Source organism: Gemmatimonas sp. (genome assembly GCF_044376735.1).
Taxonomy (GTDB): domain Bacteria; phylum Gemmatimonadota; class Gemmatimonadetes; order Gemmatimonadales; family Gemmatimonadaceae; genus Gemmatimonas.
In genome coordinates this window covers 1-13,750 of the sequence record NZ_JBILKJ010000075.1, presented here as the reverse complement: position 1 = coordinate 13,750, position 13,750 = coordinate 1, and the positions used below count along the sequence as shown (strand labels likewise).

The following is a 13,750-nucleotide window of genomic DNA, read 5'->3' as shown; positions in this document are numbered from 1 at the left end:
CCTCCTCCAGCCGCGCCCCCTTCTCGTCGCACACCGCGAACTTCCCACCCGAATACAGCGTCGCGCCGCCAAAGCGACCGTCCTTGGTGAGCGCGTAGAACTCGAGATCGAATTTTGGACGGCCATTGGGGCCCATGAGGCGGGTTTCCGTCATCGCCACCACGCGCTCGAGCGTCTTCAGACAGGCGTCCTGCGGGCCGAGTCCCTGCCGCATGAACTCGACAATCAGGAAGGAGGCGCAGGTCTTGATGTTCGCCTCGCCGCGCCCGGTGCTGCCGGCGGCGCCGACCAGGTTGTCGCAGTACTGCCCGGCGCCGATCACCGGCGAGTCGCCAATACGGCCCGGCACCTTCCACGCCATGCCGCTGGTCGTCGTGACCGAGCCGATGTCCCCCGCCCCGTTCACCGCGTTCATGTTGATCGTACCGGTGGTGAACTTGATCTTGATGTCGTCGTCGTGATTCAGCCACGCGTCGTTGGCGTTCAGCCGCGACTTCCAGCGCATCCAATCCTGGCGGGACTGTTCGGTGAGCAGATTCTGCTCCTTGAAGCCCATGGCCTTGGCGAACTTCGTGGCACCGGCGCCGACCAGCATGATGTGGTCGGTGTAGTCCATGACCGCCTTGGCCACGAGCGACGGCGTCGCGATCCCCTCGATGGCCGCCACCGAGCCGGCCCGCCGCGTCGGGCCATGCATGCAGGAGGCGTCGAGCTGCACCACCCCCTCCTCATTCGGCAGGCCACCGAGGCCCACCGACTGATCGGTCGGATCGAGTTCCACCAGATTCACACCGGCGATGGCCGCGTCGAGCGGGTCGACGCCCGTGAGCATCTGGTCGTAGGCGACCTTCACCCCCTTGATGCCGTTCGACGACGACACCACCAGCGGACGCCCCCGAAAGCCGGGGGTCGACGCGACCGGCGCGAGCGGCTGCCCCGGCGCCTGCCCGAACGGGTCGGGGAGACGGGGTACGAAGCCGGCCGCGGCCAGCGCGGCGGAACGCTCGAGAAAGTCGCGACGGGAGAACGGCACGGCAGGCTCCGGAACAGGGTCGGGTAACGACGTGGTACAACGAATGGTCAGCGGTCAGGCAATTCGAGGATATCGCCCAACGCCACTGCTGGCGAGAGGCGGGTTCGTCTGGCACCTTCTTTAAAGCACTTTCCCACTTTTACTCCCCCCATGACTACTCCGGCCGAAATCGCCGATGCGCTGCGCGCGACCTCGTTCCTCGAGGGCTTCACCGACGCGCACCTCTGGAAGCTTTCGCGGCACGTCACGCCGCTCACCCTCGTCCCCGACGAGACCATTTTCAACGAAGGCGAAGCGCGTCAGCGCTTCGCGATACTGATCAGCGGCGCGGTCGCGATCGAGAAGTCGTCCGATGGCCGCACCACGCGCCTCGTGACGCTCGGCACCGGCGAAGCGGTGGGTGAAGGGCTGCTGCTCGACGACTCCGCCCACGGGACCACGGCGCGAGTGATCATGCCGGGCACCGCGATGGTCCTGACCCGCGCCCTGCTCGACGACATCACGCGCGAGGCGCCGCAATTGTACGCCGCGCTCGTGGCCCGCGCCGCCCGCGCGATCTCGATGCGCCTGCGCCGCGCCGATGCCACCCTCGTCGGCCGAGGCCGTACCCTCGGCTTCGGCGGCCACCGCAGCCGGCAGGAGCACGATCTCCTCGGCGAGCGCGATGTGCCGTATGAAGCGTTGTACGGGGTGCAGACCTTGCGGGCGCTCGAGAATTTCCCGATCACCGGTATTCCGCTCCGCGAATTCCCGGTGCTCATCGAATCACTCGCCGCGGTCAAGGAGGCCGCCGCCCAAACCAACCTCGAGCTCGGTCTCCTCGACCAGCAGCACGCCGAGGTCATCATGCGTGCTGCCCGCGAGATACGCGCCGGGCGACATCACGAGCATTTTCTGGTGGACATGATTCAGGGAGGCGCCGGCACCTCCACCAACATGAACGCCAACGAAGTAATCGCGAACCGCGCGCTCGAGCTCAGCAACCAGCAGCGTGGCGCCTACGACGTGATCTCTCCCAACGATCACGTCAATCTCAGCCAGTCCACCAACGACGTGTATCCCACGGCGGTGCGCGTGGCGCTGCACAAGAGCCTCTCGGGTTTCCGCGTCGAGCTCGCGCGGCTGGCCGATGCGTTCGGCGCCAAGGGCGTGGAGTTCGCGCCATTGATCAAGATGGGGCGCACGCAGATGCAAGACGCCGTGCCGATGACCCTCGGACAGGAGTTCATGGCGTTCGCGCACACCCTGCAGGAAGACGTGGAGCGCCTGGCCGAAGCGCAGTCGCTGATCCGTGAGATCAACCTCGGTGCGACGGCGATCGGCACGGGCATCAACGCGCCACCCGGCTACGCGGCGTTGGCGTGCAAGCATCTCGCCGTCATCGCCGAGGTGCCCGTGATGACCGCGTTCGATCTCGTGGAAGCGACCAGCGACACGGGCGCCTTCGTGCAGCTCTCGGGGGTCATGAAGCGCACGGCCACCAAGCTGTCCAAGATCTGCAACGATCTCCGCCTCCTCTCGTCCGGACCGCGGGCCGGGTTCGGCGAGATCAATCTGCCGGCGATGCAACCCGGTTCGTCGATCATGCCGGGCAAGGTCAATCCGGTCATCCCCGAAGTGGTGAACCAGGTCTGCTTCGAGGTGATCGGCGGTGACGTCACGGTGACGATGGCGGCCGAGGCCGGACAGCTCCAGCTCAATGCGTTCGAGCCGATCATAGCGTATCGTTTATTGCGTGGGATCGATATGCTCCGCAACGCGTGCATGGTGCTACGCGAGCGGTGCGTCACCGGGATCACCGCCAACCCCGACCGCATGCGGTACTTCGTGGAGCACTCGATCGGCATCGTGACCGCGCTCGTGCCCGTGCTCGGCTACGAGGTCGCGACCGACATTGCCAAGACCGCCCTCGCCAGCGGGCGCGGGGTCTTCGACCTAGTGCTCGAGCGCGAATTGCTGACGCGCGCGCAGCTCGACGACATCCTCAATCCGGCGGCGATGACCGCGCCGCGCGACACGCACGAGTTCAGCTTGACCACCATTCCGTCGGCGTAGGGCGCCGCGGGTCCCCGAGCGTCTTCGGGGGACCTGCCGCCGCCCGGGCCGGCTCGCCCGTCACTTTCGCGATCCCATGCACTCATCCCCGTCGTCTTCCCGGACCCTCCTCCCCTCGGTCCTGCGTCGCTTCCGGGCCACCACCCTTGCCCTTGGGCTGCTCGCCTGCGGCGGCGGAGGTGACGCCTCGGGGCCGCCCGTGGTGGTGAACCCGCCCACGGTGCGGAGCGTCGCGATAACACCGACCGTCGCCACGATTCGGGTGGGTGAAACGCAGTCGCTCAGCGCCGTCGTCGATGCTATCAACGGCGCCGGCACTGGCGTCACGTGGAGCAGTGAGTCGCCGACCGTCGTTTCGGTGAGCAGCACGGGGCTGGTGACCGCCATCGCGATCGGCACGGGCACCATCCGCGCGACCTCCGCCGCCGACACCCGCGTCAGTGCCACCGCGACCATCACGGTGCAGGCGGCCCGCAACATTTCGCTGACGCCCACCACCGTCTCGCTGGGCGCCGGGCAAACACAGGCGCTGCAAGCCACGGTCCAGATCGATCCCGGGCTTCCCACGACCGTGACGTGGCGTACCAGTGCGGCGACCGTCGCCACGGTATCGGCCGCCGGCGTGGTCGCGGGCGTGGCGCTCGGCACCGCCACCATCACCGCCGTCTCGGTGGGTGACACCACGCTGCGCGCCACCGCCACCGTGAACGTCGTGCCAATCGTGCGTGCCGTCGCCGTCACGCCCATCACGGCGTCGCTGTTCATCAACGGCACACAGCAACTCAGCGCCACCGTGACCGCCGATGCCGGTGCGGCGCAAACGGTCACGTGGCGTTCCAGCAATCCCGCGGCGGCGACGGTGAGCGCCACCGGCCTGGTTACGGCCGTGGGGCTGGGCAGCGCGGCCATTACCGTGCTGTCCACCGCCGACACCACCCGCCGGGCCACCAGCGCGATCACGGTGGCCCCGCGTCCGTTGACCGTCAGCATCACGCCGCGCAACGTCGGCCTCAACCCCGGCACCAGCACCACGTTCGCGGCGGTCGTGAGCGCCGACCCGGGCGTGCCAACAGGGGTGACGTGGAGCTCGAGCACGGGCACCGTCGCCACCATCAATGCGCAGGGCGTCGTGAGCGCGATCAGCCTGGGCAGCACGGTGATCACCGCCACGTCGGTGGCCGATGCCACGAAGCGCGACACGGTCACCGTGAACGTGGTGCCGCGGTTGGCCACCGCGTGGAGTGCCACACGACTGGGCGGCGTGCTGCGCGACGATCTCCTGTCGATCTTCACGGTGGGCGCCGCGAACGTGTTCGCCATCGACATGCTGGGTGACATCTATCGCTGGAACGGCACCGCCTGGACGCTGTCGCTGTCCGGCAGCGCCGATTACGTCGCCCTGCACGGCTCGTCCGGCACCAACATCATCGCCGTGGGCACGAACGGCGCCATCGCGCGCTGGAACGGTACGGCGTGGAGCACCATGACCTCGGGCACCACCCAAACGCTCAATGCCATCTGGGTGGAAAGCCCAACCGTGGCGTGGGCGGCCGGCAACAACGGCACGGTGCTGCAGCTGGCCACCAACACGTGGAGCACCGAGACGACCAACTCCACCCAGCCGCTGAACGGCGTGTGGGGTGGCGACAATGTCGTCTATGCCGTGGGGGCGAACAGCGAAGTCCGGCGGCGCACCGGCGGGACGTGGTCGCGTGTCACCGTGCCCAGTGCGGAGCTCCTGTACGGGGTCCACGGCAACAACGCGTCGGACGTGGTGATCGTGGGCACCAACGGGACCCTGCTGCGCTGGAACGGCACCGCCTGGGCCGTGCTGAGCGTGGGCGGATTGGCGGGTGACCTGTATCAGGTCAGCGGCTCCGCCGCCAATGGTGGCCGGCGCTATCTGGTGGGCGACGGCGGCGTCGCGCAGCTCGATGGCAACACCGCCACCCTGATCAGCACCCCGTATGCGCCGCAGCTCTTCGGCGTGAGTGTGGATGTCACGGGCACGGTGTGGGCGAGCGGGGAGCGGGGCGCGGTGCTGCGCAGCGCCGATGGTGGTGGTTCCACGTGGACCACCAACAACCTGGCCCCCGATCTGCTCGACGTGTGGAGCACGGCAGCCAACAACGCCTTCGCGGTAGGCGAATTCGGGTTCGTGTATCGCTGGAACGGCAGCACGTGGACGAAGATGACCACGCCGACGCAGGCCACGCTCACCAGTGTGTGGGCCACCGCGACCGGTGACGGGTTCATCGGCGGCGAGTCCGGTACGATGCTGCGTTTGACCGGTGGGGCGTGGGTGCCGATGGCGTTTCCGAGTGTGAGCACGGTGTCCGCCGTGTGGGGAACGAACGGCGCGAACGTTTATGCGACCACCAAGGCCGGTGAGATCCTGCGCTTCAACGGCTCGGCGTGGACGCTGCTCACGACCGCGACGGCGCCGCTGTGGGCGCTGTACGGCGCATCGGCCGCCGATGTCTTTGCGGCCGGCGAGAACGGCGCGGTCTGGCGGTTGACCGGCAACGTCTTCACCGCACTGCCTGCCCCCGCGATCGGCACCCTGGGTGGCATCTGGCTTACGAGCGCGACCAACGTGTTCACCGATGGCGCGAATTCCTCCGGCGATGCGGGCATCGCGTCTCGCTACAACGGCACGGAGTGGACCTCGCTCCAGCCGGGCACGACCTCGGCGCTCACGGCACTGTGGGGGCCGAGTGAATTCGACCTGTATGCCACCGGCGACAACGGTACGCTGCTGCGCTTCAACGGCAACAGCTGGACGTCGATGGCCACCGGCACGACCGACTTGCTGTGGAGCGTATCCGGGGCCCCCAACGCCACGGCCGGCTTCGCGGTCGGCATCAACAGCACGGTCGTCGCGGCGAGCGGCGGCACGGGTTTCCGCGCCGCCTCACGGGCGGCGGCGGACGCGTGGACGCCCGGATCACTCGAGCCGTCGGCGGCCGCGCGCCTGCGCCGTGGTCCGCATCCACACGGTGCCGCGCGGAAACGCAAGACCGCGCGCTGACCGCGAGGCGCACCGCACACGGCGGCTTCGGCTCAGTATTCGCAGGTAGTACGGACGACGAACGGCGTCGTGACCACGGTCACGACGCCGTTCGTCGTTTCCGCCCACCGCCTGCAGCGCGTGGTCCGGTGCGGCGGGGCCTTGTGGGCGATGGTTCCGCCGCGGTGACGATCGTGCCGGCAGTGTAACGCCCGCCACCTGCGCGTCGAGAGAAATGATGCCGCGCCCGTCTTTCGGTCGTCCAGTTGGCGTGTGGGATGACCTTGTGCGTTGCCGCGGTCCGCAGGATTGCACCGCTGATTCCGGCGCAGCGCACGCCGACCTTATGCTGGTGGACGTAGTTGCCATGGCAGACATCTTGAAAGTGCACGGGGAGCGATCCGCCATGCATCGCGCCGTTCGTGGCGTCGCACGTGGCTGGTCGCCGATGCTGTTCGGCGCGCTGCTCGCCTTGGGTGTGCAGGCGTGCGCGGCACCCGCTGATGGCGTCACGGGCACGCAAAGCGGCGGCAAGACGACGCCCCAGCGCTTCGAAAGTTCGGTTGGCGTATTGAGCCTCAACGCGGTCGGTGCCACGCAGGCGATCACCCTGACGGCGCGCGATCGGTCTGGCAACGCCATCCCCGGTGTTGCCGTGACGTGGAAGAGTTCCGACCTCACCGTCGCAGAGGTCACCGGCAGCGGCTCGACCGCCATGGTGACGGCGGTCGGACCGGGGCGGGCCATCATCAGTGCCCGGAGCGGCGACGCACTGCTCGAGATCGGCGTCGATGTCCTCCGCGTGCAGTCGATCACGATCGCACCGCAGTCGGTGTCCGTGATCGCCGGCGGGCAACTGCAGCTCAACGCCGTGGTCGCCGGCGATGCGGGGGCGTTACTCGATCTCCGCTGGACATCTGACAATCCCGCCATCGCCTCGGTGAACACGCGAGGGATCGTCACGGGCGTGACGCCGGGGAATACCATCGTTCGCGTCAGCGCTGTGGGCGATCCGCGCGTCACGACGACGGCGCAAGTGACGGTCACCTCCGCCGGCTCCATCACGCTCACGCCGACCACCCTCGCTCTTGGTGCCGGCGAACAGCGTGCGTTGTCGGCGGCCGTCAATCTCGAGCCCGGCCTGAGCACGGCGCTCACGTGGCAAAGCCAGAACGGTGCGGTCGCCACCATCTCATCCACCGGTGTCATTACCGGCGTGTCGGTCGGCAGCAGCCTCATCACCGCCGTGTCGGTGGCGGATACGACCGTTCGCGCGACCGCGACGGTTACCGTGGTGCCGGTCGTGCGCGATCTCGACGTCTCGCCGGCCGCCGTGTCCATGCTGATGGGAGAAACACGACAGCTGGCCGCGACGGTCAGCGCGGACGCAGGACTCACTCGTGCCGTACTCTGGCGGTCGGGCAATCCGGCGGTCGCATCCGTTTCGGCAACGGGACTTGTCACCGGCATCACTGCCGGCACGGCCCAAATCACGGTGATCGCCCAGGCCGACACCACACAGCGGGTCACCGCACTGATCACCGTGCGCTCCCCACCGACCGTGTCGATCTCGCCAAGCAGTGTCACGATGCGGCTGGGTGAACAACGTACGCTGAGCGCGGCCTTGCAGGCCGAAGCGGGAGTCAATACCGAGGTCCGTTGGCGTACCACCAACCCATCCATCGCGTCGGTGTCCGCCAGCGGCGTCGTCACGGCCGTCGCCTATGGCGCCACCACGGTCTCCGCCATTTCGCTGGCCGATTCGACGCGGCAGGCCGCCGCAACGATCATCGTAGCGCCCGCCGTCAGCAGCGTGGCCATTACGCCGTCGGCCAGCACGCTGGTCATTGGTGACGTCCGTCGCCTGTCGGCGACCGTGCTTGGCGACGTCGGCGTGTCCACCGCGGTGATCTGGCGCAGCTCGAATCCCTCGGTGGCATCGATCTCCGGCATGGGTGATGTCACCACCCTGGCGGTGGGCAGTGTAACCATCACCGCCCTCGCCGCCGGCGACACCACCAAGCGCGCAACCGCATCCGTCACCGTCCGTGCGGCGCCGACCGTCACGGTCTCCCCGAATAGTGTTGCCCTGAGGCTCGGTGAGCAGCGCACACTGAGCGCGGCCGTGCAGGCCGAAGCGGGCGTCAGCACCGAGGTCCGTTGGCACACGGCCAACGCGACGATCGCATCAGTATCCGCCAGCGGCGTCGTCACCGCGGTCGCCTACGGCGCGACCACGGTCTCCGCGATTTCGCTGGCCGATTCGACGCGGCAAGCCACCGCGACCATCATCGTATCGCCGGCCGTGAACAGCGTGTCCATCACGCCGTCAGCCAACACGCTGGTCATCGGTGACGTCCGTCGCCTGACGGCGACCGTGCTCGGCGATGTCGGCGTGTCGACCGCGGTGATCTGGCGCAGCTCGAATCCCTCGGTGGCATCGATCTCCGGCATGGGTGATGTCACCTCCCTGGCGGTGGGCAGCGTGACCATCACCGCCCTCGCCGCCGGCGATACCACCAAGCGCGCCACCGCCTCCGTCACCGTCCTCACGGCGCCGACCGTCACGGTCTCACCACCCAGCTTCGTGCTGTCCCTCGCAGAGCAGCGGACGCTCGTGGCCACCGTGACCGCAGATCAGGGGCTCAGCACCGCCGTGACGTGGCGAAGCAGCAATGCGGCCGTCGCGTCGGTTACGACCGGCGGACTGGTCACCGCAACCGGCTTCGGCACCACGACGATCCTCGCCATCTCGCAGGCCGACACCACCCGTCGCGCGAGTTCGACCGTCACGGTGCAACCCCTCGTGCAATCCGTCAGCGTCACTCCCGCTTCGGCCGCCCTGTTTGTGGGTCAGACGGTGCAGCTGAGTCCCACCGTCAGCGTGCAGGGATCGCTGTCCACCGGCGTCTCGTATCGCTCGAGCAACGAGGCGGTGGCGCTTGTCAGCGCCACCGGTCTGGTCACGACGCTCGCCGCCGGCGGCGCCACGATTACCGTGCTTTCGGCGGCCGACACGACGAAGCGCGCCACGTCCACGATCACCGTGTCCAGCCGACCGGTCACAGTCTCGATCATGCAGCGTCCGGTCACGGCCATGGTCGGGGGCACGACACAGCTGACCGCGGCCGTCACCGCGGATCCCGGCATCTCCACGCAGGTTACCTGGACATCGGCGGCTCCCAGCATTGCGACCGTGAGCAGCGGAGGCACGGTATTGGGAGTGGCCTCCGGTTCGGCGCTGATCACGGCGACCTCGGTGGCCGACGCCACCAAGCGGGATACGGTGACCGTCTCCGTCGGGTCGCGACTCGCCACGAGTTGGGCCGCCACGCGGCTCGGCGGCGCACTCATCGAAGATATCGTCTCCCTGCGCGGCGTCGACGCCGCCAACGCCTTCGCCGTGAATCTGAACGGTGACGTGTTCCGCTGGAACGGCAGCACGTGGACGGTGGCGGCACGCGGCTCGTCGTACGGGACGCAGTTTCTGGCGGTCCATGGCTCGTCGTCCAGCAACGTCATGGCCGTCGGCACGAACGGCGTCACGATCCGCTTTGATGGCTCCTTCTGGAGCGCCGCCGCATCGGGGACCACGAACCGACTGAACAGCGTGTTCATGGAGAGCGCGAGTAGCGGCTTCGCCGTGGGTGACAATGGCACCGCGCTGCGCTGGAACGGTGCGTCGTGGAGCGCCAGCAGCACCGGATCGACGCAATCGCTGAACAGTGTCTGGGCAAGCGGCGGTACCGCGTTTGCCGTGGGCACGAATGGCGAAGTGCTCCGCTTCGCCAGCGGGAGCTGGGCGCGTCAGACTGTGCCGACCGGCGAATCGCTGACTGGCGTATCGGGCATGTCCAGCACGAGCGTCGTGGCGGTCGGTACGTTCGGCACGGTCCTCTCCCTCAGCGGCGGTGTCTGGACGACGGTGAACAGCAACGGGATCTCGGCCGACTTGTACGCGGTCAGCGCCGTGTCGCCAAGCGACACGCGGCTCTACATCGCCAGCGACGACGGGTTGCTGCTGCTGAACAACGGCTCGCTCACGCGGGTGACCACCCCGTATACGCCTCGCATGTTCTCGGTCTCCGTGGACGCCGCCGGGCAAGTGTGGGCGGGCGGGCAGCGCGGCAGCGTGCAGCGTCTCGTGAACAGCAGCTGGGAAACGATCGGCCTCGCCCCCGACCTGATCGACGCGTGGACGACATCGGCCACGAACGCGTGGGCCGTGGGCGAGTTCGGCTTCATCTACCGATGGAATGGCACGGCCTGGACGCGTCAGGCAACTCCGACGACCGCCACGTTGAACGCGGTCTGGGGCGCGAGTGCCTCCGAGGCGTTCGCCGGCGGCGACGGCGGCACGATGCTGCGCTTTAACGGATCGTCCTGGACGACGATGAGCTTCCCCTCCACCTCCAGCGTGTACGGCCTGTGGGGCAGCAGCGCGTCGAACGTTTTCGCCGTAACGGCAGCCGGCGAAGTAGTGCGGTTCAATGGCAGCTCGTGGTCAGTGGTGGCCAACTCGGCCAACGCGCTGTGGGGCATTCACGGCTCGTCACCCACGGCGATCGTGGCCACCGGCGAGAACGGCGCGGCGCTACGCTTCAACGGGAGCGTCTGGAGCACCATCACCGCGAGTACGACCGGGACACTGGCCGGCGTGTGGTCGAACGGAGCCGGTGCAACCGCGGTCGGCTCGTCGGCCACCGGAACCGGCGGCATCGCGTTCAGCTACAGTGGCACGTCGTGGACGTCGATCTCGACGGGCAGCAGCCGGGTGCTGACGTCCATTTGGGGCCCGACCGCCTCGGACCTGTACGCCACCGGTGAACAAGGGACACTGTTGCGCTTCAACGGCTCGTCCTGGAGCACGATGGCCACTGGCACGACGGATCTGCTCTGGAGTGTTACCGGAGCGCCAGACGGCATCGGCGGCGCGTTCGCGGTGGGCTACAACAGCACCGTGGTCGCCGGCTCGAACGGATCGCCATTCTCGACCGCCATGGCGCGCGCGATGAACGTGGGCCGGGGCATCGACCTCGACCCGTCGGCCGGTGCGCGCACCGTGCGTGGACCGATGCCGAGTGGCAAAGCACGGAAGTCACGAGGCAAGCGGTAGGCACTGGGGCGGCGACTCACTCCCGTGAGAACGCCGCCATCGTGGGGCCCATCGCGTCGATCGTTTCGCGGGCATGCCAGCGATCCTTGCCGTTGTACAGGAACGCAAACGCGAGAATCTCGCCGTTCTCGGCCGTCACGTAGCCCGAGAGGCCGATCACCTCGTTCGTCGTGCCCGTTTTGGCGTGCAGGTTGCCCTGCGCCGGCGTCGCGCGCATGCGATTGCGCAGCAGTTCGGATTCACCGGCTACTGGCAACGACGCGTGGAACGCGCTGCCCCATGGCGAGCGGTGGGCGTGGGCGAGCAGTTGCACCAACGCGCGCGGCGTGACGCGGTCGAGGACCGAGAGACCGCTGCCATCGGTGGCCGTCACCGCGTCGGGCGCGGCACCGACCTCACGCACCATGAACTCACGCAACGTGGCCGACGCATTCTCGGCCGACCCCAGCGTCTGCTTGTCCGCGCCGCGGGCCGCGCCACGAAACAGAAGCTCGGCGAAAATGTTGATGCTCTCGCGGTTCATGGTCGACACCAAGCGGGCCAACGATGGCGACGGCAGACTGGTCACCAGCGTCGCGTACTCCGGGGTTCGCCCCACGCGCATCGCGCCATCCACGGTGATCCCCTGCGCTTCGAGCGCGGCCCGGAAGGCTCCGCCGGTGAACGTGGCCGGGTCGCCTACCACCAGCTGGTAGCGTACGGTGCCGGCACGTGCGCCGATCGTCCCCGAAACCATCACGCGATCGTTGCCCACGCGGTGGGCGCTGATGCGCGTGCGGCTACCGGCCACGGTGCGGACCGTGTTGGTGATGGTGAGACCGCTGGTGGCCGGCTCCAGAAAGACCTTTCCGGCACCGCCCACGCCGCCCGCGGTGACGCCCACGATCACGATGTTCTCGTTGAGCGTGAGCGCCGAGAATGGCGCGGCATAGCCCGCCCCGGCGTAGCGGGTCAACCAGCCTTCCGGGATGCCGCGCGTCTCGAGCGCCGAGGCATCGGCCACCAGGTCACCCGTCACCCGTTTGATGCCGGCACCGGCCACAAAGCGTGCCAACATGGTCATGGAGGCCTCGGGGCCCCCGCGTACGAAGCGCGGCGACATGGAGGGATCACCATCGCCGCGAAGCACGAGATTGCCGCGGACCACGCCATTGGCCTCCAGCGGCCCGTCGCGTAGCACATCGGTACTGAAGCTGTGTTCAGGGCCAAGCTTCTCGAACGCGATAGCGGAGGTGAACAGCTTCATGGTGCTGGCCGGCACCATCTTGCTGTCGGCGCCATGCGCGAACAGCGTATCGCCGCGCGTGATGCTGACGACCATCGCCCCCCACTCGCCGTTGCGCGTACGACTGCTCAAGAGCGTCGTGAGATCACTGGTGAGGGCGGCGTCGCCCCGCGGGGTCGTGAAGCGCAGCACCGGGACGATGGGCGCCCGCGCGCGCGCCCCACGCGCACTGCGGGTGCTCCGCTTCGCCGGCGTCTTCTTCTTGGGAGCGGGACGCTTGGGCTGGCGCGTGGCGCGTGCCTGCACAACCAGCCGGCTCGACGCCGCCACGGTGCTCGGGGACACCGCGTTGGCCGTGACCGGGGCGGTGATGAGGAGCAGCACGCCCGCGATCAGCGCGAGCGAACCACGACCAACGGAACTAGTGAGCCGTAAAGGCGTCATCGTCAGACTTTGAGGACATACCCGCGTTTCCACGCGCCCCAGAGGATCAGGAACCACAGGGCAACGAAGCTGAGGGCGTAGGCGAACGAGGCTTCCCGCGGCGGAAGCCACGACGCGTACAGGGTGTTGAACACGTATCCTTGCGCCGAGATCCGACTGCCGGTGCCCGTTTCCCATGTCCAGAGCGAGGCGATGATGCGCGCCATCAATCCCGACCCGAGAAACGCGAGCATCGGATTGGTCCCGTAGACAACGAACGGGAACGTCCAGCGTCGCACCTGCATCACATCGATGAGCCACATGCAGGTGGCGAGCGAGACGGCACCCATGCCCGCCGTGAAGAGCACGTACGAACTCGACCAGATGCTCTTGTTGATCGGGAACACCCAATGCCACACGAGCCCCAGCATCATCGTCAGCGCACCGACCGCAAACAACCCCGCCAGTCGATCAGTGAGCGGGCGTTCCTGATGCGCGATCCACCGTCCCGCGAAGGTGCCAAGCATCATCGTGCCGATCGCTGGCATCGTGCTGAGCAAGCCTTCGGGGTCCCACGTCTTGGCGCCGATCCAGAGGTGATTCGGGCCAAGGATCGTGCGGTCGAGCCAGGCACTGAGCAGTTGGTCGGGTTTGTCGAGCACGAAGCGCCCCGCGATGCCGGTATCCGGCACCGGCACCAGCGTCATCAACGCCCAGTATCCAAACAGCAACGCGACGAGGATCGCGCCCTGTTGCCGGAGCGTGGTACGCCACGTGAACAGTCCACCGAGCAGATACGCCAAGCCGATGCGCTGCAGCACCCCCAACACGCGCCAATGCTCGATGCGGTGCACCACGCGCTCGAGCAACGACGCGTCGGGCATCGCG

6 protein-coding genes are annotated in these 13,750 nt (G+C 68.0%); 3 read left to right on the top strand and 3 right to left on the bottom strand.

All coding sequences use genetic code 11. The annotated features are described in order from the left end of the window. A partial coding sequence (locus ACIRA7_RS10880; protein ID WP_396220865.1) for a N(4)-(beta-N-acetylglucosaminyl)-L-asparaginase occupies positions 1-1,033 on the bottom strand: 1,033 nt, incomplete at its 3' end. 150 nt (positions 1,034-1,183) lie between these two features. On the opposite strand from ACIRA7_RS10880, the gene ACIRA7_RS10875 reads away from it, so the two are divergent. From ACIRA7_RS10875 to ACIRA7_RS10865, 3 genes are all read left to right on the top strand, one after another. Further along, entirely contained in the window at positions 1,184-3,088 is a 1,905-nt protein-coding gene (locus ACIRA7_RS10875; RefSeq protein WP_396220864.1) for an aspartate ammonia-lyase, read from the top strand. A gap of 76 nt (positions 3,089-3,164) precedes the next feature. Next, complete coding sequence (locus ACIRA7_RS10870) at positions 3,165-6,119, top strand: beta strand repeat-containing protein (protein ID WP_396220863.1); 2,955 nt, start codon at positions 3,165-3,167, stop codon at positions 6,117-6,119. Between the two features lie 385 nt (positions 6,120-6,504). Next, complete coding sequence (locus tag ACIRA7_RS10865; protein WP_396220862.1) at positions 6,505-11,214, top strand: beta strand repeat-containing protein; 4,710 nt, start codon at positions 6,505-6,507, stop codon at positions 11,212-11,214. Positions 11,215-11,230: 16 nt separating this feature from the next. Here ACIRA7_RS10865 and dacB read toward each other — a convergent pair whose 3' ends face one another. Both dacB and ACIRA7_RS10855 read right to left on the bottom strand, forming a co-directional pair. Further along, positions 11,231-12,883, bottom strand: a complete 1,653-nt coding sequence (gene dacB, locus ACIRA7_RS10860; RefSeq protein WP_396220861.1) for a D-alanyl-D-alanine carboxypeptidase/D-alanyl-D-alanine-endopeptidase — start codon at positions 12,881-12,883, stop codon at positions 11,231-11,233. Between the two features lie 2 nt (positions 12,884-12,885). After that, the coding region (locus tag ACIRA7_RS10855; RefSeq protein ID WP_396220860.1) for an acyltransferase family protein at positions 12,886-13,750 on the bottom strand (865 nt) is incomplete at its 5' end.

Coding starts and splice junctions, on each gene's coding strand:
- ACIRA7_RS10875 (WP_396220864.1), top strand. CDS start 1,184: ATGACTACTCCGGCCGAAATCGCCGATGCGCTGCGCGCGACCTCGTTC.
- ACIRA7_RS10870 (WP_396220863.1), top strand. CDS start 3,165: ATGCACTCATCCCCGTCGTCTTCCCGGACCCTCCTCCCCTCGGTCCTG.
- dacB (WP_396220861.1), bottom strand. CDS start 12,883: ATGACGCCTTTACGGCTCACTAGTTCCGTTGGTCGTGGTTCGCTCGCG.
- ACIRA7_RS10865 (WP_396220862.1), top strand. CDS start 6,505: ATGCATCGCGCCGTTCGTGGCGTCGCACGTGGCTGGTCGCCGATGCTG.